23 protein-coding genes and 1 riboswitch are annotated in these 23,458 nt (G+C 40.0%); of the genes, 18 read left to right on the top strand and 5 right to left on the bottom strand.

Annotated elements, in window-relative coordinates:
* Positions 1-327: 327 nt before the first annotated feature.
* The 15 genes from L6W14_RS11600 to panF all read left to right on the top strand — a co-directional run bounded on the left by L6W14_RS11600 (position 328) and on the right by panF (position 16,864).
* The gene (locus L6W14_RS11600; protein WP_237898020.1) at positions 328-3,516 is read left to right on the top strand and encodes a winged helix-turn-helix domain-containing protein; all 3,189 of its coding nucleotides are present in this window, start codon (positions 328-330) and stop codon (positions 3,514-3,516) included.
* 194 nt (positions 3,517-3,710) lie between these two features.
* Positions 3,711-4,529 carry an alpha/beta fold hydrolase gene (locus L6W14_RS11595; protein WP_237898019.1) on the top strand — a complete coding sequence of 273 codons (819 nt, stop codon included), beginning with the start codon at positions 3,711-3,713 and terminating at the stop codon, positions 4,527-4,529.
* Between the two features lies 1 nt (position 4,530).
* Positions 4,531-5,064, top strand: a complete 534-nt coding sequence (locus L6W14_RS11590; protein ID WP_237898018.1) for a GNAT family N-acetyltransferase — start codon at positions 4,531-4,533, stop codon at positions 5,062-5,064.
* A 434-nt stretch (positions 5,065-5,498) separates the two neighbouring features.
* A complete protein-coding gene (locus L6W14_RS11585) occupies positions 5,499-6,734 on the top strand; it encodes a substrate-binding domain-containing protein (protein WP_237898017.1) in 1,236 nt (411 codons plus the stop codon).
* 60 nt (positions 6,735-6,794) lie between these two features.
* Positions 6,795-7,571: an ABC transporter ATP-binding protein gene (locus tag L6W14_RS11580; RefSeq protein ID WP_131520136.1), complete on the top strand. Its 777-nt coding sequence runs from the start codon at positions 6,795-6,797 to the stop codon at positions 7,569-7,571.
* Entirely contained in the window at positions 7,546-8,253 is a 708-nt protein-coding gene (locus L6W14_RS11575) for an ABC transporter ATP-binding protein (protein ID WP_237900977.1), read from the top strand. Before L6W14_RS11580 ends, L6W14_RS11575 begins: the two co-directional genes overlap by 26 nt.
* A 16-nt stretch (positions 8,254-8,269) precedes the next feature.
* Entirely contained in the window at positions 8,270-9,142 is an 873-nt protein-coding gene (locus L6W14_RS11570; protein ID WP_004227888.1) for a branched-chain amino acid ABC transporter permease, read from the top strand.
* Positions 9,139-10,155, top strand: coding sequence for a branched-chain amino acid ABC transporter permease (locus L6W14_RS11565; RefSeq protein ID WP_237898016.1), 1,017 nt, complete (start codon positions 9,139-9,141; stop codon positions 10,153-10,155). The genes L6W14_RS11570 and L6W14_RS11565 overlap by 4 nt, the downstream gene beginning before the upstream one ends.
* Positions 10,152-11,156 (top strand): 3-oxoacyl-ACP synthase, encoded by a 1,005-nt coding sequence (locus L6W14_RS11560; protein WP_054550242.1) that lies wholly within the window; start codon positions 10,152-10,154, stop codon positions 11,154-11,156. Before L6W14_RS11565 ends, L6W14_RS11560 begins: the two co-directional genes overlap by 4 nt.
* 12 nt (positions 11,157-11,168) lie before the next feature.
* Positions 11,169-12,080: an intracellular short-chain-length polyhydroxyalkanoate depolymerase gene (locus tag L6W14_RS11555; RefSeq protein ID WP_237898015.1), complete on the top strand. Its 912-nt coding sequence runs from the start codon at positions 11,169-11,171 to the stop codon at positions 12,078-12,080.
* Positions 12,064-12,795, top strand: a complete 732-nt coding sequence (gene fabG, locus L6W14_RS11550; protein WP_237898014.1) for a 3-oxoacyl-ACP reductase FabG — start codon at positions 12,064-12,066, stop codon at positions 12,793-12,795. Before L6W14_RS11555 ends, fabG begins: the two co-directional genes overlap by 17 nt.
* A 15-nt stretch (positions 12,796-12,810) precedes the next feature.
* Positions 12,811-14,286: a class I adenylate-forming enzyme family protein gene (locus tag L6W14_RS11545; protein WP_237898013.1), complete on the top strand. Its 1,476-nt coding sequence runs from the start codon at positions 12,811-12,813 to the stop codon at positions 14,284-14,286.
* Between the two features lie 61 nt (positions 14,287-14,347).
* On the top strand, positions 14,348-14,902 hold the full coding sequence (locus L6W14_RS11540; protein WP_237898012.1) for a short-chain dehydrogenase: 555 nt from the start codon (positions 14,348-14,350) through the stop codon (positions 14,900-14,902).
* 253 nt (positions 14,903-15,155) lie between these two features.
* On the top strand, positions 15,156-15,419 hold the full coding sequence (locus tag L6W14_RS11535; RefSeq protein WP_004227902.1) for a YhdT family protein: 264 nt from the start codon (positions 15,156-15,158) through the stop codon (positions 15,417-15,419).
* On the top strand, positions 15,419-16,864 hold the full coding sequence (gene panF, locus L6W14_RS11530; RefSeq protein WP_131520145.1) for a sodium/pantothenate symporter: 1,446 nt from the start codon (positions 15,419-15,421) through the stop codon (positions 16,862-16,864). The genes L6W14_RS11535 and panF overlap by 1 nt, the downstream gene beginning before the upstream one ends.
* Positions 16,865-16,904: 40 nt before the next feature.
* On the opposite strand, the gene L6W14_RS11525 is transcribed toward panF, so the two are convergent.
* A complete protein-coding gene (locus L6W14_RS11525) occupies positions 16,905-17,675 on the bottom strand; it encodes a TSUP family transporter (protein ID WP_048393079.1) in 771 nt (256 codons plus the stop codon).
* A 124-nt stretch (positions 17,676-17,799) separates the two neighbouring features.
* On the opposite strand from L6W14_RS11525, the gene L6W14_RS11520 reads away from it, so the two are divergent.
* Complete coding sequence (locus L6W14_RS11520) at positions 17,800-18,582, top strand: TrmB family transcriptional regulator (RefSeq protein ID WP_054550238.1); 783 nt, start codon at positions 17,800-17,802, stop codon at positions 18,580-18,582.
* Between the two features lie 22 nt (positions 18,583-18,604).
* On the top strand, positions 18,605-18,991 hold the full coding sequence (locus L6W14_RS11515; protein WP_237898011.1) for a hypothetical protein: 387 nt from the start codon (positions 18,605-18,607) through the stop codon (positions 18,989-18,991).
* A gap of 52 nt (positions 18,992-19,043) precedes the next feature.
* On the opposite strand, the gene L6W14_RS11510 is transcribed toward L6W14_RS11515, so the two are convergent.
* Positions 19,044-19,415: a nucleotide excision repair endonuclease gene (locus L6W14_RS11510; protein WP_004227912.1), complete on the bottom strand. Its 372-nt coding sequence runs from the start codon at positions 19,413-19,415 to the stop codon at positions 19,044-19,046.
* Between the two features lie 203 nt (positions 19,416-19,618).
* Positions 19,619-19,730: riboswitch (SAM riboswitch) on the top strand.
* Between the two features lie 123 nt (positions 19,731-19,853).
* Here L6W14_RS11510 and metA point away from each other — a divergent pair.
* On the top strand, positions 19,854-20,789 hold the full coding sequence (gene metA, locus L6W14_RS11505; protein ID WP_237898010.1) for a homoserine O-acetyltransferase MetA: 936 nt from the start codon (positions 19,854-19,856) through the stop codon (positions 20,787-20,789).
* A 39-nt stretch (positions 20,790-20,828) separates the two neighbouring features.
* On the opposite strand, the gene L6W14_RS11500 is transcribed toward metA, so the two are convergent.
* From L6W14_RS11500 to L6W14_RS11490, 3 genes are read right to left on the bottom strand one after another with little or no spacing between them, the layout of a single operon-like run.
* Complete coding sequence (locus tag L6W14_RS11500) at positions 20,829-21,977, bottom strand: GerAB/ArcD/ProY family transporter (protein ID WP_237898009.1); 1,149 nt, start codon at positions 21,975-21,977, stop codon at positions 20,829-20,831.
* Positions 21,978-22,008: 31 nt separating this feature from the next.
* Positions 22,009-22,242 (bottom strand): hypothetical protein, encoded by a 234-nt coding sequence (locus L6W14_RS11495; RefSeq protein WP_131520147.1) that lies wholly within the window; start codon positions 22,240-22,242, stop codon positions 22,009-22,011.
* Positions 22,243-22,246: 4 nt separating this feature from the next.
* The gene (locus tag L6W14_RS11490) at positions 22,247-23,446 is read right to left on the bottom strand and encodes a Ger(x)C family spore germination protein (RefSeq protein ID WP_237898008.1); all 1,200 of its coding nucleotides are present in this window, start codon (positions 23,444-23,446) and stop codon (positions 22,247-22,249) included.
* Between the last annotated feature and the right edge of the window lie 12 nt (positions 23,447-23,458).

Raw genomic sequence — 23,458 nt, 5'->3', positions numbered from 1 at the left:
ATTGCAATAACCACATATCCATACTTCACTCAAATTCATTCGCTCGGTAAAGCAGTTTAATTTAATGTCTATTATAATCGGAACTCGTATAATCTCTATATTTAAAGGCGGTTCATTTAGCCACTTTCCTTCTAAATTTTAGTAATATAACAGGATACTAAAATTAGGGAGAAAATACCAACTAAATTCTACTTCCATCCCTCAAACAAAAAATGGGGATAAAATCTATAAAAATACATAAAAAATATGGTAAACTGTCAATAATTTAATAATCTGAATTTTTGTAGAAATTTTTGTAACCTTACAAAATATGGAGGTTATGTTTAGATGACAGCAGATATTATTATTCAATCAAAATGTATGGCGCCCAATCCATCCACGCATTGTATTAATAGAGCAACACTAATGCGAACGCTAAAGAAAAGTCGTCACCATACTTGTACTTTTTTGCATAGCGGTGCTGGGTATGGTAAAACAACCATTCTAACTCAATTTCTTGCAACCGAATCAAGTACATTTTCTTGGTATGGTATTTCTGATGAAGATGATAATTTATTACCCTTTTTGAGACATCTCATTTTCAGTATACAGCGTGTCATACCGAAATTTGGTCATACATTTGATGGGTGGGATCAATTATCACGCTTTCCTAAAATGGATGAGCTCAATCGTTGGTATAAGCTATTTATCAATTGCCTCTGTGATATAGACGAGTCTCTTCTTATCGTGATAGATGACTTTCACCTAGTAGACCATGTTTTTCCTATTAATTATTTCATGGAAAAAATTATTGAATTTGCTCCACCTAGCATTCATTTTATTATTGCTTCAAGAACACTACCCAATTGGGATATTATGAGGAAACTAAGGCTGCAAAAAAGATGGCTGGTTATGAAAGAGGACGAACTAGCATTTTCGGCTGAGGAAATTGCGGTGTTTTTTGAAGAATACGTAGATGTACATTTATCCGAGGCTGAAATTAAAAAGGTATTAGAGATCACTGAAGGCTGGGCCATTAGTGTCTCTTTATTGGCAGAGCAATGGCATCATGCTTCGTTAGATCATTGGCTGAGGATTCCCACAAATGAGCTATTCACATATTTATCAGAGGAAGTTTATAGTAGGATGACTGCTACTGAGCAAGAGACTATCTTAAAATTAGCGATTTTTCCTACCTTTTCTGTGGAGCTATTGGAAGCGTTTTATGGCGCTGAGATCGCGCAAATGCTGAATGCATTAACTCAGCGTCATTTATTTATTCAACCTGTGACAACAGATGGCTACTATCGTTTTCATGCTTTGTTTAGCCGATTTTTAGGAATGAAATGGCGACAGTTTCCAAGTCTACATGCGGATCTTCATAAACAAGCAGCATTGTATTATGGAGAACTTCAAAATATTCAAGCTGTCCTGTATCATGCCTTTAAAACAAATGATCATCACTTTTGTGGAGAGCTACTACAGCTTCATGCAGCATCAATCGTACATGCTGGTCAATTTGAATGGTTGCTCGAAAAAATCAATCGGTTTAGTGCACAGGAAAAAGATAAATTTTATAAATTATACTATTTTGAGGGCGAATGTCATCGCTACCGAGCTTATTATGAGAAAGCAAAACAATCCTATGAAAAATGTGCAATCATCGCTCGGCAGCAGCGTGATCACCTATTTATGACAAAGTCTCAAGCTGGGATAGCCCATATTTACTTAGACACCATTCAACCTGCTTTAGCGGAGCCATATCTTGAGAGAGCATTAGAGCTAGCGAAACATACACCATTGCACAAAGAGGAATTACTAGAACTACAACGGCAATATGCTGAAAATTTAGTGAATCTAGGGAAGGCCAAGGGTGCACAGCTCTTTATGGAGGACGTTGCATTGCCAGAGAATGTCATACAACGAGCGAATGTCGATGTGCGTGTTTTACTTCGAACAGGACAACTACAGGAAGCCCAAGAGTTATTAGCGCAGCGACTTGAATTACCGCCTCAGCTTGTTGCAACTCATCGAGAAAGTGAATTGCTGGCAGCTTTCGTTTATGCATTGTTAGGTCAGGGCAAAGAAGCCTGGTATGCTGCCCAACATGGCATTCGAAGAGGAATAAAAGAGAAGTCTATTTTCATAGAGGCGGTTGGCTATATCAGAAAGGCTCATGCCCTGCTGTTAGTGGATTTCCCAGATCATCAGGGGGCATGTCAAGCCTATGAAAAAGCATTGACCCTCATGAATGCTATTAATATTTCTCGTGTGAAGGCGGAGCCATATATGGGGTTAGCCATTGTCAAACATTCGTTAGGAGATATGGTAGCGGCTAAGAAATACTTAGCACTGGGCTTACAGGAAACTGAGCAAGTTCAAGATGCTTGGATGACAGCGCTTATTCTTTTAGCAGAAGTAAAAATAATACTTTCTGAGCAAGAAATAGGGCGAGCGAAGCAATTATTAAAGAAGACACAGCAACTATTTCAGGAGTGCGGTGATCGCAATGGCTTGATGCATGTCTTATTTTATCAATCAATGATTGCCCTGAAAGAGTGTAAGAAGAAGCCGTTTCAACAGTATTTTCAACAGTTTGCACAACTATGTGTCTCAAATGGCTATGAATACTTCTTACAGAGGCCAACGATACTTGGTCCGAGCAATCGAATGGTTTTTTACGAGCTATTGCAATTTAGTCAAAAATGCCAGATGGTGCATCCAGCTATATTAGCATTGCAAAATCATTTTCAGGTCGAGGATAGCATTAGTTATCCGCATGATGAAATACAAATGAATCTTTTTGGAAGTTTAAATTTAATTCGTACACAACGAAAGCTGGAAGACAAAGAATGGCAACGTGATAAATCCAAGGAATTATTCGTGTATCTTTACTGCCATCGCCATCGCTTTACACCAAAGGAAGAAATAGCACAGGCATTATGGCCCGATCGTAGTGTCGAGTCCTTGGATCGTGATTTTAAGGTGGTGTTAAATACGTTGCTCAAAGTGTTGGAGCCACAACGACATGCGAGACAAGAGAGCTTTTTCATTCAACGGAAAAATAATATGTATCAGTTACAAAATATTGCTTTTCTCCAAATGGATATCGAACGCTTTCACTATTATTACAGCTTAGGAATGGACGAATTTGATCCACAGCTGTCCAATGAGTGGCTCTTATTAGCAGAAGCGAGCTATACGGACGTGCTCTATGCAGAAAAAAAGCAAATCGACTGGCTTACACAGGACCGTGAAAAGCTACAATTTTTATATATAGAAGTTTTGGAACGATTGGCACAAAATGCAACAAGGCAACAGCAATATAAAAAAGCCATTTTTTTCGCAGAGAAGATGCTACGCGAGGATGCACTCTGGGAGGAAGCGTATCGCCTGCTCATGTACAGCCACTATCAACTCCAAAACCGCTCCCTGGCCTTAAAATGGTATGAAAAATGTGTCCAGCAATTACAACAAGAGCTTAACACAACCCCGATGGAATCCACCATGTCAGTCTATGACTTAATAATGGGTTAGCCAGTGTTGTTTAGGCTAAGCGAAGTGATTCGAACTGCTCCTAAGTAATATGAAAGTGCTCCTAATTGAGGGGAGAGGCACTCCTAAGAGTAGTCAAAGCGCGCTAAGTGAGGGTAGACATGCTCATAAACCGTGTTAACCAGCTCCCACATATATAAACGATAAAAAAATGTAACCTATTTGGAGGAACAACAATGCCATTTTGTCAGACAAATAAAGCGAATATTTACTATGAAATGATTGGAACAGGGGTACCTATCATCATGCTTCATGGTTTTTCTCCTGATCATCGTTTGATGAAGGGCTGTATGGAGCCTGTATTTAAAGAACGTGAAGGATGGAAACGTATTTATGTGGATCTTCCCGGAATGGGGAAGACAACAGACTATTCATCGATTCAGAACTCGGATGAAATGCTAGAAGCGACTATCGAATTGATACACACAATTATTCCGCAAGAGTCATACTTGTTAGTTGGTGAATCTTATGGCGGCTATTTAGCGCGCGGTATTATGAGGAAATCAGTGGATCAACTTTTAGGTACTGCCTTTATTTGTCCTCTCATCATTCCTGAAAAAGAACAACGTACAGTACCACCGCATTGTATTGTACAAGCAGATACGGCTTTTTTATCAACATTAAGTCAGCAGGAGCAAGATGATTTTATGGCTAATCAAGTTGTCTTAGATGCCTATAATTGGGAGCGTTATTCAACAGAGGTGTTGGCAGGGTGTAATCTAGCGGATCAGGCATTTTTAGAAAAAATTCAACAAAGCTACGGATTTTCCTTTGCCGTTGACGAAAAGTCCTTTGATAAGCCAAGTCTCTTTTTGCTTGGTAAACAAGATTCTGTGGTTGGCTACAAGGACGCGTTTTCACTTCTAGGGAAGTTTCCCAGAGCAAGCTTTGCCATTTTAGATAGAGCAGGTCACAATTTGCAGATCGAGCAACCTGAATTGTTTACCGAGCTGATGAATGAATGGTTGAATCGTGTAGAGGGAGCGATGGATTAAAGTGATACTTGCAAATGATAAATTATTTTTAAGAGAATTCAGGCAGCAAGACTGGGTTGATGTGCATAAATATGCCTCCCAAGAGATTGTTTGTAGGTATCAAACATGGGGTCCGAATTCAGAAGAGGATACAAAAGAATTCATTCAGGATGCCCTCGCTGAAGCGACACAAACACCAAGAGAACGATATGTTTTTGCTATTATTCATCAAGAAACATTAATAGGTGCGGTAGAAATAATGATTAAGGATTTTACAAATGAAGTCGGGGAAATTGGCTATATTGTAAACCCTGATTATTGGGGTAAGGGAGTAGCGACGCTGAGTGCTAAATTATTGATCACTTTCGGCTTTGAAACATTAAAGCTCCATCGTATTTATGCAACCTGCGACCCTCGAAATATTGGATCATCCAAAGTATTAGAGAAAATAGGAATGTCAAAGGAAGGAATATTACGTGAAAACATGTTAATGCAAGATGGCGTTTGGCGAGATTCATTATTGTATAGTATGTTGAAACAGGAATGGTCATCATGAAGGGTACGATTAAAAGTCATCTTTATTTAGGGGTATAAAGCTATGCAGAAGGAAAAGAGCAATAAGAATCCGATGTATCAATGCAATCAAATGCAGTAGGGAATGAGAAATGAATTATAAGAAAAAATAGATGTGGACTCTAAAAAGCAAGAATGTTGATTTCTAAACATTCTTGCTTTTTGTTTTAAGAAATGTTGTTTTAGTTGCTATTCTGCTTCGTTTCATTTTCGGGACAGAAAAATGCTCTGCACGAAATGGCCTAATCTTAAAATCTTTTGTTCCTGTCGTTACGCTTCGCTACATTTTCGGGACAGAGCTAGGTGGCTCATATTTGAGCCATCTAGCTTGTAACTAATTTGTAACTGAATTTTTATATAGTGTTGGCATAGCAAGAAAGCGCTTTCTAGGGAGCTTATTTTGAAGGGGGATATGGGATGAGGAAGCAGTGGTATTGGTTTCTTTTAGTGATGTTGGCTGTGGTGTTGGTGGCTTGTAATGGGGATACGGAAGACGGCGCAACGGAAGCGGATTCTTCTGATGGGGAGACGAAGGCGGTTACTGCGGAAGGCGGCACAATTAAGATTGGTGTGCTTGCATCGTTAACTGGGGCGCTTGAGTCATATGGGAAGCAGACGCAGCGAGGATTTGATTTAGGAATTGAGTATGCAACAGGCGGCACGATGGAGGTCAATGGTAAGAAAATAGAAATTGTATATGAGGATACCGAAACAAAGCCCGAGGTGGCTGTACAAAAAGCGACAAAGCTTTTAGAAGATGATCAGGTTGATTTTTTAGTCGGCTCTTCAAGCTCGGGTGATACGCTCGCTGTTCTACCGCTTGCCGAGGAGTATGAAAAAATTATGGTGGTAGAGCCTGCAGTGGCTGACAGTATTACAGGTTCAGAGTTCAATGAGTATATTTTCCGAACAGGTCGTAATTCATCACAGGATGCCTATGCAGCGGCAGCGGCTATTGCAGGCAAAGGTGTGAAGATTGCTACATTTGCGCCAGATTATTCGTTTGGCTGGGATGGTGTGAATGCCTTTAAAACAGCAGCGGAGAAATTAGGGGCTGAAATTGTACTAGAGGAATATGCAGATCCTGCTGCAACAGATTTTACGTCCAATTTGCAAAAAGTGATTGATACGAAGCCAGACTATTTGTTTGTAGTTTGGGCGGGGGCAAATTCACCATGGAATCAAATTGCAGATCTTAAAATTCAAGAAAAGGGCATTAAAATTTCGACGGGTGCGCCGGATATTATTGCGCTTCAATTTATGAACCCATTGGTTGGGATGGAAGGCTTCTCGGTGTATTATCATACACTTCCTCAAAATGATGTCAATAAATGGCTAGTAGATGAACATCAAAAACGTTTCAATGAAGTGCCCGACTTATTTACGCCTGGCGGCATGTCTGCGGCGATTGCTATTGTGGAGGCATTGAAACAATCGGATGGGGATGCAGACGCCAACAAGTTAATTGACGTTATGGAAGGTATGTCCTTTGAAACACCAAAAGGGACGATGACATTCCGTGAAGAGGATCACCAGGCTCTCCAATCGATGTATTCGATTCGCTTAGAGCAACAAGATGGTGTGGATTATCCAGTACCAGTACTTATTCGGGAGCTTAGTCCTGAAGAGACAGCACCTCCCGTTATGAATTAAAGAATTGAGAGGCAGCATAGCTGTCTCTCTACATAAATGTGAGAAGGAAGGGAGTAGAGAATGGAGCCTATATTATATACAGATAATTTAACAATTCGTTTTGGGGGACATACGGCTGTAGATGGCGTTAATTTTCAAATGCCTGAGAAGCATTTAAAGTCCATTATTGGGCCGAATGGTGCTGGGAAAACAACCTTCTTTAATTTGATTAGTGGTGAGCTAAAGCCAACTGCGGGTGATGTTTATTTTAAAGGGCAATCACTTGCACAAAAGTCGGCCATTGAAAGAACTCGAATGGGATTGGGACGATCTTTTCAGATTACCAATGTTTTTCCAAACTTAACGGTTCTCGAAAATGTTCGTTTAGCCGTTCAATCCAAGGAGAGAATTCGTTATCAGCTATTCCGCCATTACAAAAGCTATCAGGCGATGACGGACAAAGCGGAGGAGTTATTGGCACTTGTGTTACTCGACAATAAACGAGATGCCCTGACAACAATGCTATCCCATGGAGAGAAAAGAAAGCTTGAGATTGCCATGCTACTCGCGTTAGATACAGAAATTCTACTGCTCGATGAACCAACTGCAGGGATGTCATTAGAGGAAGTACCTACGATTTTAGAAATTATTCGAAGCATAAAACAGCAGGGGGATAAAACCATTTTGCTCATTGAACACAAAATGGATATGATTTTGGATTTATCGGATTCTATTATGGTGTTGTTCAATGGTCAGCTATTGGCAGATGGCTCACCAGAAGAAATTATGAATAATGATACTGTGCAACATGCATATTTAGGAGGGCTGTATGATGACCACCTTACTGACATTAAATGAGGTTCACACGCACATTGGTCAATATCATATTTTGCAGGGCGTTAATTTTGAAGCGAAGGAGGGGCAGGTTACTGTACTGCTCGGACGCAATGGCGCAGGGAAAACGACCACCCTGAAAACAATAATGGGTTTAACGCCTGCAACAAAGGGTGACATTGCCTTTCGCTCCCAATCGATTAAAAAAAGTCCTACCTATAAGGTGGCGAAATTAGGAATCGGCTATGTACCTGAAAATCAAGGGATTTTTGCAGATTTAACGGTAGAGGAAAACATGAAGGTAGCGATGCGCAAGGAGGATACAGCCACATTAGAGCGACAGCAATATGTGCTAGAGCTGTTTCCTGACTTAAAGAAGTTTTGGAAAAAGGCTGGTGGGCATTTATCCGGTGGTCAAAAGCAAATGCTGTCCATGGCTAGAGCCTTTATCCATGATAGCCAATTAATATTGATAGATGAGCCTTCCAAGGGACTTGCTCCGATAGTTGTGGAAAAAGTGATGGAAGCAATTGTGGAAATGAAAAAGAAAACGTCCATTGTGCTAGTGGAGCAAAACTTTATAATGGCTAGTCGAATTGGTGATACCTATACATTAATCGATGATGGTAGAACAGTAAATTCGGGCAATATGCAGGATTTGATTGATGATGAAGAGCTAAAACGCAAGTATCTTGGCATTGGATAGAGGGGGGTGACTATCATTGGAGCTATTGGTCAATTTAATCATTAATGGCTTGGCCACTGGGATGTTAATTTTTCTGCTAGCAGCTGGTTTGACATTAATTTTCGGTTTAATGGATGTATTGAATTTTGCGCATGGTGGGCTATTTGTTTGGGGGGCCTATGCGGGCATCTTTACCTATATGTTGACAGAAAGTTTTATCGTTGGGATTATAGGCGCGATTGTGACCGGAGCGTTGCTTGGACTGCTGACAGAGAAATTCATTATTACGCCTGTTTACGGCAATCATATTCAGCAAATTTTAATTACCTTAGGGCTGATGCTCGTGTTGCAGGAGCTTATTAAGGTGGTCTTTGGACCAAATGGGGTGGCAGTAAAAACACCAAGTTATTTAGCAGGTAGCTGGGAAATTGGTGATGTGATCATCATTAAATATCGTTTATTTATTATTGTCATAGGGTTTGTGATTTTTGGTATTTTCCAATACATGCTGAAGCGCACGAAGATTGGCTTGATCGTTCGGGCTGGGGTGCAGGATAAGGAAATGGCGCAGGCTCTCGGTATTCATATTAAGCGTGTATTTTTATACGTCTTTATGGTGGGCGCTGCTCTGGCGGCACTTAGTGGCATGTTGATGGCTCCCTATTCAGGTGTGATTTATGCGGAAATGGGCATGGAGTATGCCATATTAGGCTTTATTGTTGTGGTAATTGGCGGTATGGGTAGTTTTTCCGGCTCCTTGCTTGCAGCGATTTTAGTAGGGCTAGCAGGTAGCTTTATGGCTTATTATGTCCCTGTGCTGTCACTGGCGGTCAATATGATTTTAATGGCCATCGTTTTAATTTTCCGTCCTCAGGGGCTGTTTGCGATGCGAAAGGAGCGGACATCATGAACAACAAAATATCTTTACGCGCTTTCGCTTTTATCCTGTTACTTGTCATTTTTATTATCCTTCCTTTTGTCAATGATTCAAGGACACTACTTATTTTACTCACACAAATCTTTATTTTTGGGATATTGGCAATGAGCTATGATATTTTACTAGGCTATACAGGCATCGTCTCCTTTGGGCACGCCATGTTCTTCGGCATTGGTGCCTACACAACAGCAGTCATGCTTAAGCAGATGGATCACACACTCTTGATCTTTGTACTGTCCATCGTGATTGGTATGGTACTAGCAGGCTTCATTAGCTTTTTAGTAGGTTTATTAACCTTACGCTTAAAAAGTCATTTTTTTGCGATGCTGACACTAGCCTTTTCGGGGTTATTTTTAGTCTTAGCTGAAAAGTGGCGCTCTGTTACGTATGGCAATGATGGCTTTACATTCAGAGCACCTGATCTATTTAGAGATCGAATGACCTTCTATTTCTTTGTGCTAGCAAGCTTGGTGGTCATCTTTTTGGCGCTCTACCGCTTTGTTAATTCACCAACAGGCCGTATTTTAATTGCCGTTCGTGAAAATGAACAGCGGACGAAATCATTAGGCTTTAATACGTTGCACTATAAAGTCATTGCCTCAGTTGTGGCAGGCATTGTAGCAAGTTTTGCTGGCTCCTTATATGCAGTGTCATTGCGCTTCGTTAACACGAGTGTGATGGCCATGGATATTACGCTGGATGCGTTGTTAATGACGATTATCGGTGGAGTGGGTACTTTAGTGGGGCCGTTATTAGGCTCGGCGGTCATTGAATATGCGCAACATGCACTGTCGGGGCTTGCACGAGATTATCCTATTTTCGAACGTTGGATTATCTTCTTCGGGATTCTCTATATTTTAGCCGTTATCTTCTTCCCAAAAGGTATTATTGGCTCATTAAGATTGCTCTATTGGAAGTGGCGAGGAAGGCTAAAGCAACGAAAAACGACAGGTCCCTTGCCTCATGAAAAGGAGCGATTTGAATGACAGTTGGTATTGTTAGTACAGGTATTTATCTACCTCAACAGAAGATGGCGTCGCAGGAAATTGCGGCTCTTTCCAATATTCCTGAGGCCATTATCCGTCAAAAAATGGGCATTCATGAAAAGCCAATCCCTGATAAGTCTGATCATACCGTGCAAATGGGTATATGGGCAGCACAGGAGGCGATTCAAAAAGCGAATATAGACCCTAAGGATATTGATGTAGTCATCTATATGGGGGAGGAACATAAGGAATATCCACTCTGGACAGCCTCCATTAAAATGCAGGAGGAGCTTGGTGCAGTTAATGCATGGGCATTTGATGTGCAATTACGCTGCGGCACTACAATCATGGCGCTGAAAGTGGCGAAAAGCCTAATGGCCTCAGATGACACGATACGAACCATTCTGTTAGCAGGTGGTTATCGCAATGTTGATTTTATCGATTACAGCAATCCACGAACGCGCTTTATGTACAATTTAGCGGCTGGTGGAGGGGCCATGTTATTACAAAAAAACTATGAAAAAAATTTGCTACTAGAGGCAGATATTATAACGGATGGTTCTTTCTCAGAGGATGTAGTTGTGCCAGTTGGGGGAACGAAAAATCCATTAACCCCAACCCATTTAACCGAAAATTTATATAAGCTTGACGTTTTGGACCCCATTGGGATGAAGGAGCGGCTAGAACAAAAATCTTTAAGCAATTTTTTGAAGGTCATTCGCAGTTCTTTAGCGAAAAGTGGATACAGTGACGATCAGCTAAACTATTTAGCGATGTTGCATATGAAAAGATCTGCACATGATTATATTTTAACGGAGCTTGGCTTACAGCAGGAGCAGTCTATTTATTTGCAAGACTATGGACATATTGGCCAGATTGATCAAATTTTGTCTCTACAGCTAGCGCAGGAGCAAAAGCAAATTCAAGCAGGCGATATTGTGACCCTTGTTAGTGCTGGCATTGGCTATGTATGGGGAGCTATCACAATACGTTGGGGATAAGGGGGAAATGGCATGGTAAAAACGATTCAACTAGCAAATGGAGAAACAATGGCCTATCGTAAGCGATCAGGTGGAGATCATCCTTTAGTGTTGGTACATGGCAATATGACATCTTCTAAGCATTGGGATATTCTGATGGATGCATTAGACGAGAAATACACCATTTACGCGATAGATTTACGTGGTTTTGGTGAATCATCCTATCTTAAGCCAATCACTGCTATTAAAGATTTTAGTGATGATCTCAAGCTATTTGTGGATGCACTGCAACTGCAAAGCTTTGATATGATTGGCTGGTCAACAGGTGGAGCTGTCTGTATGCAGTTTGCAACAAATTATCCTGGACACTGTCAACGGCTAATTTTACTTGCGTCTGCTTCTACACGTGGCTATCCATTTTACACGGATTTAGGAACAGGTAATCCAGCCTCCTTTAAACGAGCCTATCATTATGAGGAGGTATTGGTGGATACATCCAAAACAAAGCTTATTCAAGGCTTCTACGATGAAAAAAATGCGGAAGGCTTACAGTCTATATGGAATGCATTAATTTATACGCATCATCGACCAAACGAGGGAAAATATCAAGAATATGTAGAGGATATGCTTACACAGCGCAATTTAGCAGAAGTATATCATGCACTCAATACATTTAATATAAGCGCTGTTGACAATGAGGTGGCAAAAGGCTCTCGGGAGGCCATGTTGCTTCATATCCCAATTCTAGTGCTACGAGGGGATCGTGATTTGGTGATTACAGAGGAAATGAATGCAGAGTTATTACATGATTTAGGCAAAACAGCACAGTTTGTAAGCCTAAAAGATTGTGGGCATTCGCCTTTGATCGATGATTTAGCACAATTGACAGCTGAAATTGAAGCCTTTTTAGAAATTGGAGGAAGACAGTATGCGTTTGAACAATAAAGTAGCTATCATTACAGGCGCTGCAAATGGTATTGGCTATGCGGCTGCTGAGCGTTTTATCGAGGAGGGGGCATGGGTATTTATCGCCGATTATGACGATAAAGCAGGCATTCTAGCAGCACAACAACTAGGCGAAAATGCTGTATTTATACAAGTAGATGTTGCAAGTAGAGAGAGCGTTAATCAGCTGGTGACGGCAGTAATCGAACAGGCAGGACGGATTGATATTTTAGTGAATAATGCGGGGATTACACAAGACGCCATGCTGACAAAAATGACGGAGGAACAATTTCAGCAGGTGCTAGATGTCAATTTGACAGGTGTCTTCCATTGTACACAGGAGGTCATTCCCTATATGGTGGCAGCAGGTGGAGGCAAAATTATAAATACATCCTCAGTTAGTGGAGTATATGGCAATGTTGGTCAAACCAATTATGCAGCGACAAAAGCAGCGATTGTAGGTATGACAAAAACATGGGCGAAGGAATTAGGGCGTAAGGGGATTAATGTTAATGCAGTGGCACCTGGCTTTACAGAAACAGATATGGTCAAAAAAATGCCTGAAAATATTTTGGCTCAAATGCGATCAATCGTCCCCCTACAACGCCTAGGGACACCACGTGATATTGCCAATGCCTATTTATTTTTAGCATCTGAAGAGGCCTCCTATGTTCATGGGCATACTCTGCATGTGGATGGCGCAATTATGATGTGATAGGGGGTAGTCAAGATGTTTGTTGAGCAAGAATGGATTTTAAAACGTGCAGCTTTAACACCTCACCACATCGCCTTGATTAATTTAACTTCAAAGGAACAATGGACCTACCAGCAATTATCTGAGGAAATCGGCAAATGGAGTCAATTTTTCGAACGGCAGCAGCTACAAAAAGGAAGTAGAGTCGCTGTTTTTGCGAAAAATCATATCCAATTGTTTGCTGTTTTATTTGCCTGTGGGCTACGTGGGCTCATTTATGTACCGTTAAATTGGCGCTTAAGCAAGGAGGAGCTAACACAAATTTTGGAGGATGCGACTCCTGCTATCCTATTATACGAAGAGGATAGTCATTGTCCCTTAGTTTTAGAAAAAATGTTTTCACTTCATGTTAGCCAGCATGAGAAGGAGATACAACCAAGTAGGCAAGACGTGGATGTGGATGATCCATGGTTAATGATTTATACAGGAGGCACGACGGGTCAGCCAAAGGGGGTAGTGCTATCCTTTCAGTCGGTCAATTGGAATGCCATGAATACTATTATTAGCTGGGGTTTACATGCTCAAGATCGGACATTAAATTATATGCCGATGTTTCATACTGGTGGCTTAAATGCTTTATGCATTCCCTTACTGATGGCGGGAGGAACGGTCATTATTGGCGATAAATTTGATGCAGAAGAGGCACTACAAGCAACGAACCAATATCAAACGACAATTTCTCTTTTTGTGCCAACTATGTATCAAGCAATGATTGCTACGAAGTATTTTCTGGAAAATCAATTTCCTTCCATGAAGGTATTTTTATCTGGCGGTGCCCCGTGCCCTCATCCTATTTACGATGCTTTTTATAATAAGGGATTATTTTTTAAAGAGGGATATGGTTTAACAGAAGCAGGACCCAATAATTTTTATATTGACCGAGAGCGTGCCTATGCAAAAAAGGGGGCTGTCGGGAAAAGCATGCAATTCAATGAAGCTAAAATCATCAATCATACAGGAAAAAGTTGTGCACCTGGAGAAGTAGGAGAGCTATTGGTAAGAGGGAAGCATATGTTTCGCTTTTACTGGAATAACAAGCAAGAAACTGCCAATATCCTGCAAGATGGCTGGTTGAAAACAGGGGATTTAGCGATGATGGATGCGGAAGGTGATTTTTATATTGTTGGGCGTAGAAAAGAAATGATAATTTCAGGTGGTGAAAATATCTATCCTCAGGAAGTAGAACAATGTCTACTACGGCATCCAGATGTGCGAGAGGTGGCCGTGATTGGTGTAGGTGATGATTATTGGGGTGAGATCGTGACAGCTTTTATTGTTTGTCCCCACCAAGTAGCCTCTCTATTAGATGATCTTAATGAGCTATGTCATCACCAATTAGGACGTTATAAGATTCCAAAACAAATGATTTTCTTAGACGAACTACCGAAAACAAGCGTTGGTAAAATCGATAAAAAGGCATTGTATAGGCTTGTCGACTCATCTATCTGTTAAGTATGATGAGAAGGAAGAAACGCTCGTCTTTCTAAATCCGAAATAAGAGAGGGACACATAAATGGCCCACGCATTAGTTATTGGTGGAATTGGGATGTTGGCTGACACATCCCTTTGGTTAGTGAATGATGGCTACTATGTCTCAGTAATTGGACGTAGTGCCCATCGAATGGAAGATTTGCGAAATAGAACAACCAAACCCGCCCTTCTAACGTCGATTTTAGTTGATTATTGTAATATAGCCTTATTAAAAGAGAAGCTAGCAGAAACGCTCGCGCATAATGGGCCCATTGAATTGGTCGTTGCTTGGATTCATTCCTATGCGGATACTACATTAGAGAACATCTCCAATGTAATTTCAAGAGAGAATGACGGGGAATGGAAACTGTTTCATGTGTTGGGGAGTAAGGCGAATTTAAGTGAAGTCCAAGAGAAATTGAAGCTCCCTGTTCGTTCGCAATACAGGCAAATCCAGCTAGGTTTTATGATGGAAGAAGGTCATGCGAGATGGCTTACGCATGAGGAAATATCGCAAGGTGTTGTTGCTGCTATTCAACAGGATCAACCTATCCATATTGTCGGGACGCTACAACCTTGGGAAAAGCGACCATTATAAACTAACTAACCTTCGTCTAACTAGATGGACGAAGGTTTTTACTTATCTCCATTATCAGTTTGTTGTAGATGTCTACATAATTGTGAGGGATAGTTAGGTTTGTGTGAAAAACGTCAGGATCAAGCAACTTTCTTCTCCTTACCTTTTACTTAGTATAACAAAATCATTTCCATATAACTTATCCTTATTTACTCACATCTCTTCCCATCAGACCGACATATCAGTAAAATAGAGTAGGTTAGGGGGATTACATGTGAAAGATCAACGCTTTAAAATAGCGCATCGAGAGGCGCTTATCGGAATTGGACTCGTCCTTGTCAACTTTGCGATTTGGTTTGGCTTTGCCTATGGATTAGGTTCAGGAGATCCAAGAAATTATACGTATGTATTCGGTTTTCCTGCCTGGTTTTTCTATAGCTGTATCGCTGGGACAGGCTTTATGATCCTTCTTATCTGGATTGTGATGAAACTCTTTTTCAAAGAGGTACCATTCGATGATGAGGAGGTGGATCGCTAATGCATTGGCAAGTTGTATTTCCATTGCTATTATTTTTAATTATTATTTTTGGAATCGGTATTTGGGCCAATAAGCATGTCCGCTCCTCTAATTCATTCCTGCAGGAGTATTTCCTTGGTGGTCGTGAAATGGGCGGTTTTATCCTTGCGATGACGATGATTGCTACATATGGCAGTGCGAGTAGTTTTATCGGAGGACCGGGTGTAGCCTATACAAAAGGACTTGGGTGGGTATTACTGGCAATGGCTCAGCTACCAGCAGGTTATTTTGTACTCATGATTTTAGGGAAAAAATTCGCCATTATTGCTCGTCGTTACCAGGCCATTACGTTAATCGACTTTTTACGTGAGCGCTACAAAAGCCATGTCATTGTTATTTTATCAGCCATTAGCATCATTGTTTTCTTATTTTCGGCTATGATGGCTCAATGGGTTGGGGGTGCACGCTTAATTGAGTCATTAACTGGCTTAAGCTACACAGCAGCACTGTTTATTTTTGCGATTTCCGTGTTAGTATATGTGATTATTGGAGGCTTCCGTGCGGTTGCACTTACAGATACGGTCCAAGGTTCAATTATGGTGATTGGTACAGTTATTTTATTAATCGGCACCATTGTGGCAGGTGGAGGCATCGACAATATAATGGCCTCACTGGTTGCAGAAAATCCTGACTTTGTGTCACCATTTGGCGCACAAGGAGATTTAACGCCTCTGTATGTCTCAACATTTTGGATTCTCATTGGTGTAGGGGTTGTAGGACTTCCGCAAATTGCGGTTCGTGCGATGAGCTATAAGGATTCCAAAAGTATGCATCAAGCGATTCTTATTGGCACGATTGCCATAGGGACAATCATGTTTGGCATGCATTTAATTGGGGTGTTAGCCCGACCTGTCTTACCGGGCATTGAGATTGGTGATAAAGTCATGCCGCTCCTGACATTGAAGGTATTACCGCCATTTTTAGCAGGAATCGTTTTAGCTGCACCAATGGCTGCGACAATGTCTACGGTTAATGCTTTACTAATGCTTGTCAGCTCTACAGTTGTCAAAGACATCTATTTAAATTATATGAAGCCGAAAGCTAGTGATGCAGAGATAAAGCGTGCAAGCTTTATTGTAACAACAGTCATTGGCCTAGCCGTTGTCATCTTTGCACTCAATCCACCTGATTTATTAGTGTGGTTGAACTTATTTGCCTTCGGTGGACTAGAGGCTGTCTTTATTTGGACAGTCGTTTTAGGATTGTATTGGAAAAAAGCGAATAAATACGGAGCGATTGCGTCAATGATTTCAGGCATGTTGTTGTATATTATGATTGATCGGTTTTATCCTTCCGTCTTTGGTATGCATACAGTCACGATACCAATTGTCGCATCCTTCTTTATTTTTGTGATTGTCAGTTTGTCCACTAGTCATAAATTTAAAAACGAAAAGCTTATGATTTAACGCCAAAACGCCACAGATTTCAAACTCTGTGGCGTTTATTTTAATGCATCATAAAATCATAGGCATTTTTCGCAAGTAATGTCATTGTAACGACAATAAATAGCGTGCGGACAAAGCCACTTCCTTTCTTGATTGCCATCCGTGAGCCAAGCATAGCCCCACCAATTTGCGCAATGCCCATGACTAGACCATAAACATAATGAATTTGACCTAAGTAGGCAAACATACAAACACCAGCCACATTACTTGCCAAATTTAAAAACTTCGCATTACCAGCCGCCTTTAAAAAATCAAAGCCTACCAGTAAGAAGCTAAAGATTAAAAACGACCCTGTCCCAGGACCAAGAAATCCATCATAAAAACCAATAGCAAATAATAGCAGCATAAATAAAAACAAATGTTTTTTAGATAGATTTTTTACGGTAGAGACGGCACCCCAATCCTTTTTAAAGATCGTATATACCCCAACAGCCGCCAGCATAACAAGCATTAATGGCTTTAGTAATGCTGGATTAATCAGATGCACAGTCCAAGCACCACATAATGATCCGATAAATGCTAGTGGAAAATATTTGAGGACAGAGCGAATGTCCAGCTGGCCAGAACGATAGAAAGAAATAGAGGAAGTGAGCGAGCCCATAGCTCCTGCTAGTTTGTTCGTGGCAACCGCAGCAGCTGGATTGAGCCCAACAAATAGTAAGGCTGGTAGTGAAATTAAACCGCCCCCTCCCACTACTGAGTCAACAAAAGCCGCCAGAAATCCAAAAGAAATTAATAGTATGAGAATATGTACATCGATTTCAAACAACATATGACACCTCTTTATAATTAGTTACTACTGAAATAGTAACTAAATTTATTTGCGCTGTAAACCCATTTTTCCATTGGCAAATCTTCACATTGGTAGCCTATAATAAAGATAATGGAGGGATTACATGGAGGAATTAATCACCCAGCTGAAAGAAATGGGTTTTACAGAATATGAAGCAAAGGCCTATACGGCACTTGTTCAGCAAAGTCATGTCAGTGCCTATCAGGTAAGTAAAAATTCTGGCATACCACGTGCAAGAGTGTATGATATTTTAAATATCCTTGTAGAAAAGGGCATCGTGTTAAAAGAAGAGACCGCAGAACAAACGACCTATTCGGCAATGCCTGTGTCTGTGTTCTTACAGCAAATGCAACAGCGCTGGGAGTCGAATTTTACGTCTATAAGCGGGAAATTAGAGAAATTAGAGGAAAAAGTACAGGAAGCAGAGCCTAAAGTGGTCATGCTGAAGGGCAAGGAATCCATTATCAACTATTGTCAGTCACTTCTAAAGAAGGCGAAGAAAAAAGTGATGCTGTCGATGTGGGAAGATATGTATGATGCCTTACGTGAAGATTTGCAAGAGGTGGCGCTGCATGTTCCTGTTCATGGCATTACGTTGTATGTAGGAGAGCATCTCGCCTCAATTGACCAGCATAGAGCCACACATTATACAAAAAAAGCGTCTACACCGCATTGGTTTATCTTATCGATAGATGGTCAGGAAATGATTTATGGTCATTCTCCATCTACCCAAGAGACGGCCTTTATCACCAATGATCCGGTTCATATTTATTTGTTAGAGGATTATATATGGCATGATGTGCTCATCAATCGGTTAGTAAAACGTGATGATCAGGAGTTAGAAGATTGGATTGCTAAGGAGCGTAAAGCTTTTTTCTTAGAATAGTCGTATAAGGAAGGGGAGTTACTTGAAAAAATTCGTGTTGCTAGGTTTAATAAGCCTACTAATGCTAGGAGCCTGTAATGCTACACCACCTACCGATCCACCAACGATTAATGAGCTAACGGTTGTCCCAGATAATGTCCAAAAAAATATCGTTTCTAATGACAGAATACAACTATTGCATGAAAAGGATGCTCCATATTACCTTGTTTATTATTCAAAAGGGAATGTATTGGCAAGTATTACAGCTGAGGGAAATAGGCTTATTATCCAGTTAGAGGAAGGCAGCGAGCAAAGGAAAGAGGCTCAACCCTATGTTTTTAAAGTCACCGTCAAGAATCCTGAGCTGGATACCATTGAGTTGCGAATAAACGGTCAGAGTACGCCCATTGATCGTATGACCATTATGTGATAAAAGAAAACGAAATCCCTTTAGATGAGATTTCGGTTTCTTTACGTGATATCTAATAAAAGACTTTGTCTACGTTATATTTAGAGCGGAAAGTATTAATCGCATATGTTTCGTAAATTTCACGTTCCATTGGATCTTCTACTTCATAGACTTCAATTTTGAACACTTCATCACGATGGTTTTTCATCGGAGATACATTATCCTCGAAATGTTTTTTAATACGTTGACGAATTTTACGTGCTTTCCCAACAAACAATAGCTCATTCTTGTCATTATAGAATAAGAAAATGCCACCTTTATCACGTGTGATTTTATGGAAGTCAATAAAACCGAAGTAAGGTGTGATTGGCACATCACCTGGTTTTAAATCTTGTTCACGTTGACGGATTACTAGATCTGGTTTTGGAAATTCAATTTTAATCAAACTATTCACGTTCCTCTCTCTTACTAAAAGTATATGGTAACATAATTACGGCATGTTTACCATAAATTTTAAATGTAGAAACACCACAGATAGCAAGCTTAGTGTACATCAAATGAGCAAGGAACATGCACATGAATCACAAAATATTCGATGAATTATTGATATTCTAACTAGTTCGTGTTACAATTCAAGATAATTAAATAATCTTATCAAGAGAAGCTGAGGGATTTGGCCCGATGACGCTTCAGCAACCTCTAACAATTGTTAGAAAGGTGCTAATTCCAGCAAAGGATTTTTTCCTTTGAGAGATAAGAGTGGACGTGAAAAAAATCCTTCTCATTCTATCTCGTATGGAATGAGGAGGATTTTTTAATTTCGTTGCAATGTACGCAAGTTAGGTTTGCTAAAAGAGAGTGATTATAGAGAGGGGAAAGCAAGATGCCAATTAATATTCCGAAAAATTTACCAGCTGGAGAACATTTACGTGAGGAAAAAATCTTCGTCATGGAAGAAGATCGTGCGAAAACACAGCAAATCCGTCCATTAAATATATTAATATTAAATCTAATGCCAGAAAAAGAAAAAACTGAGCTCCAATTATTACGTTTATTGGGGAATACACCATTACAGGTGAATATTACCTTTTTGAATACAGCCACTCACGAGTCTAAAAATGTGAGTAAATCCCATTTGCAGCTTTTCTACACAACGTTCAATCAGATTCGACACCGACGCTACGATGGTATGATTATAACTGGTGCACCAGTAGAAAAAATGGCTTTTGAAGAGGTCAACTATTGGCAGGAAATTTCAGAAATTATGGATTGGTCTAAAAAGAATGTGACATCCGTGCTACATATATGTTGGGGGGCACAGGCTGCATTGTATCATCATTATGGCATTGGGAAGGTTGAGCTTTCTACTAAATGCTCAGGCGTCTATTCCCATGTGATTACAGATTTAACTGTAGATTTGGTACGTGGCTTTAGTGATTTATTTACTGCGCCCCATTCACGCTATACATCTGTTTCGATTGACGAGGTTCGCAATCATCCAGATCTACGATTATTATCCTATTCAGAGGATGCTGGGGTATTTATTGTACAATCAAAAGATAATAAAAATATTATGATTACGGGCCATCTAGAGTATGATGCGACAACGCTAGCCGATGAGTACAGTCGCGATGTGGCGAAGGGCATAGATATCGCCGTTCCTGTGAACTACTTCCCGAATGACGATCCTACACAAGTGCCAATGAATACATGGCGTGCCCATACGCATCTATTATTCTCTAACTGGTTGAACTACTATGTTTACCAAGAAACACCATATGAATGGGATTTTGTAGATGAAATCGAATATCATATTTAATTAATAAAAAGTCTAATTTCTTTTCTAGCTTAGAAGAAATTAGACTTTTTGATTGTCATTTTCTGTTTCCTGCTGAGGTGTTTCGTTATTTTGAGCCTTGGATTTGCGATTGCGAATAACTACCACAATCAGCAATAGTATAGGTAATAAAATGGTGAAAATAAAGGAAAAGATTGGCCAAATTTCATTATTATAATTAGTAGAATGCACAATATCTGGATGAACAATTTGAGAAAGTCCAATAACAATTATACCCATCGGTATAATGAGTGGACGATGATCCTTGATCTTCAATATTTGTGCAAGTCCAACAACGGTCGTATAGAAATACATAAATGTACGAATATATATAGACGAAATCCACATAAATGCCATAATGATTTCTATGCGCTGCAAAAAATTCCCTATAGATATTCTTTGTGCTAAGGCATAGCTAGGAAATGTCCTTGATGCAGTGTTTTCAGGACCTAATACAAGAATCGATAGGACAATCAACGTAACTAAGACGATTCCGCCAAAAATTGCCCCAATATATAGCCCTTTCTGTGCAGACGGCTGTACATTGACGCCAGTAGGATAGAGCATCAATAATACAATTAATGGAAAGGAAAAGATACTCATAAAGCGTGCAATACTATAAAACATAGATGCTTTGGTCGCTTCTAGTAGAGGCTGAATATTCTCAAATGTAATTTGAGGGGTAATACTAAGGACGAAAAAAATAAAAATAAAGGTAAACAATGGGAAGAGGATTTCTGCCGAACGGGCAAAGGTCTCAATCCCTAAATAAGCGGCATACATAATAAGGATGCTGAACAGTAGGGCAAATGCTAATGTCGGTGTCTCTGGCATTACTTCCGTTTTCATGAAAATACCGATAAAATAGAGTAATTCTCCAGCCGAAAGAAAGGTCATAATTAGGAAACAAATTGCTGTGATTTTCCCAAAAAAACGCCCAAGTATTTTTTCATTGGCCTCGATAAAGTTTAGGGACGGTGTTTGATTGGCCAGTGTTAAAAATAATTTTAGTACCAGTAAACTAAGCAGAACACCAATGCTTGCCGCTATCCAAGCATCTTGCTTAGCGGCACCAGTAATACTCGAAGGGATAATTAAAATCGCTGTACCGATAGAATAGAGAAAGGTAACGATTGTAAACTGTCTTGAACTAATTATCTCTTTTTCCATCAAGCTACCCTCCGTTTCTCAGTCCATCTTTCTATTTTGTGAATGACACAATGTAATCCCTAATTGGTGTGAAGATAAAGGTAATCAAATCTAATGGGCTAGGAATATGGATTTTAAGGGCAATCCCCATATTTAAAGCCGTTCCAATAAGTAGCAAAAAGGAGAATACAATAATGGCTTTTCTATCCTGTTGCTTTTTTAGCTTTGGAATAAAAATAAGCGCAATAATTATCGCGATGATCAAGATAGCTACGGCTAGTACCATCTCATTACTCCTCCTTTGGCTTGTTTAATAATGAATTTTGCATCGTACCTGAACCTTGGGTTGTTACCTTTACATGAACAGCCACTGCTAAATCTGGAAAAATGGAAGTCCAGTCATCCTTGATTTTTTTCCACTGCTTTGGATCTGCCCGATGTAGGGCATCCCCAAATCCAAAAACATCGACTTCATATTGCTGTTGAATTTTCTCTACAGTTTTTTCAATGCGTTCATCAATCCCCTGGGCTGTTTTTTTATTAACGTAATCAATCGATTTATTTTTGGTAAGATCGATAACACATTCGACCTCTCCAACATTCTGCTCTATATTAATATGGACATCGATTTTCGGTTTCCCGTTTTTAAATGACCCTTTCACCTTTGTAGTGGATTGGGTGATTTCAGTAGACAAGGTCCCTTTATTAGGACAGGCGATGATTTCTATCGTACTTTGAATTTTGTCATTAAGAAAACTAATACTTTTGCTTTCGCTCTCAGTCAGTAGCCCTATATATTTATCGCCTTTAAAGACTGCTAAACCTGTATAACGTAATAGCACAGGTGTTTTAACACGTTGCACATTTGTTTGATCTACCCCTAATTTCTTATCCCCAATAACTTCAATAGCAGAAATTAATGCCCCTTTATGCTTATTGCTTAAGGTATTGACTAATTCATCAATATTAACAGCTATTGTGGAGCCCCAAGCCTTCTCAGAGACATCAAGGGAATTTAACATTTTATTAGCAGGAACTTTTTCAATGGGTGTTAGTACATTTAATACATCCTTTGCTGTTGCATCGTGAGACATAATGACGTCGAAATCCTTACGAAATTCATGGTCCCTTACAATTAAATCAAGTGCATCACTAATGCCTTCTTTTGCGAGATCTTCCCCTAATACAACCACTTGAAGGTGGGCAAAATAAGGTTTTCGTGCTGCAATAGTCGTCATTTTGCGAATGGCCTCAAAGATGGTCTCACCTCTCGAATGATAGCTAACGACAGGAGAGCGTTGAGTGGAAGCTTGGCGCATTGAAATTTCACTAGGATCAACAATTTGAACCGTAATTTCATATTCCTCATCTATTTTGTCAATGCCCAATGCTACGACAATGGCCAATTCATTTAATTCACGCTTACTCCAGCAGCCACTTAACAGTATTGTGAGGATACATAGTAAGCAAATCCATTTTATTTTTGCCATATTCCATTCCTC

Source organism: Lysinibacillus sp. ACHW1.5 (assembly GCF_022014815.1).
Classification (GTDB): domain Bacteria; phylum Bacillota; class Bacilli; order Bacillales_A; family Planococcaceae; genus Lysinibacillus; species Lysinibacillus capsici.
The sequence above is the reverse complement of the archived record's forward strand: the minus strand, read 5'-3'. Positions and strand labels throughout refer to the sequence as shown.

Excerpts from the sequence above, each read along its gene's own strand:
- L6W14_RS11600 (WP_237898020.1), top strand. The coding sequence starts at position 328 with ATGACAGCAGATATTATTATTCAATCAAAATGTATGGCGCCCAATCCA.
- L6W14_RS11595 (WP_237898019.1), top strand. The coding sequence starts at position 3,711 with ATGCCATTTTGTCAGACAAATAAAGCGAATATTTACTATGAAATGATT.
- L6W14_RS11585 (WP_237898017.1), top strand. The coding sequence starts at position 5,499 with ATGAGGAAGCAGTGGTATTGGTTTCTTTTAGTGATGTTGGCTGTGGTG.
- L6W14_RS11580 (WP_131520136.1), top strand. The coding sequence starts at position 6,795 with ATGGAGCCTATATTATATACAGATAATTTAACAATTCGTTTTGGGGGA.
- L6W14_RS11575 (WP_237900977.1), top strand. The coding sequence starts at position 7,546 with ATGACCACCTTACTGACATTAAATGAGGTTCACACGCACATTGGTCAA.
- L6W14_RS11565 (WP_237898016.1), top strand. The coding sequence starts at position 9,139 with ATGAACAACAAAATATCTTTACGCGCTTTCGCTTTTATCCTGTTACTT.
- L6W14_RS11560 (WP_054550242.1), top strand. The coding sequence starts at position 10,152 with ATGACAGTTGGTATTGTTAGTACAGGTATTTATCTACCTCAACAGAAG.
- L6W14_RS11555 (WP_237898015.1), top strand. The coding sequence starts at position 11,169 with ATGGTAAAAACGATTCAACTAGCAAATGGAGAAACAATGGCCTATCGT.
- fabG (WP_237898014.1), top strand. The coding sequence starts at position 12,064 with ATGCGTTTGAACAATAAAGTAGCTATCATTACAGGCGCTGCAAATGGT.
- L6W14_RS11545 (WP_237898013.1), top strand. The coding sequence starts at position 12,811 with ATGTTTGTTGAGCAAGAATGGATTTTAAAACGTGCAGCTTTAACACCT.
- L6W14_RS11540 (WP_237898012.1), top strand. The coding sequence starts at position 14,348 with ATGGCCCACGCATTAGTTATTGGTGGAATTGGGATGTTGGCTGACACA.
- panF (WP_131520145.1), top strand. The coding sequence starts at position 15,419 with ATGCATTGGCAAGTTGTATTTCCATTGCTATTATTTTTAATTATTATT.
- L6W14_RS11525 (WP_048393079.1), bottom strand. The coding sequence starts at position 17,675 with ATGTTGTTTGAAATCGATGTACATATTCTCATACTATTAATTTCTTTT.
- L6W14_RS11520 (WP_054550238.1), top strand. The coding sequence starts at position 17,800 with ATGGAGGAATTAATCACCCAGCTGAAAGAAATGGGTTTTACAGAATAT.
- metA (WP_237898010.1), top strand. The coding sequence starts at position 19,854 with ATGCCAATTAATATTCCGAAAAATTTACCAGCTGGAGAACATTTACGT.
- L6W14_RS11500 (WP_237898009.1), bottom strand. The coding sequence starts at position 21,977 with ATGGAAAAAGAGATAATTAGTTCAAGACAGTTTACAATCGTTACCTTT.
- L6W14_RS11495 (WP_131520147.1), bottom strand. The coding sequence starts at position 22,242 with ATGGTACTAGCCGTAGCTATCTTGATCATCGCGATAATTATTGCGCTT.
- L6W14_RS11490 (WP_237898008.1), bottom strand. The coding sequence starts at position 23,446 with ATGGCAAAAATAAAATGGATTTGCTTACTATGTATCCTCACAATACTG.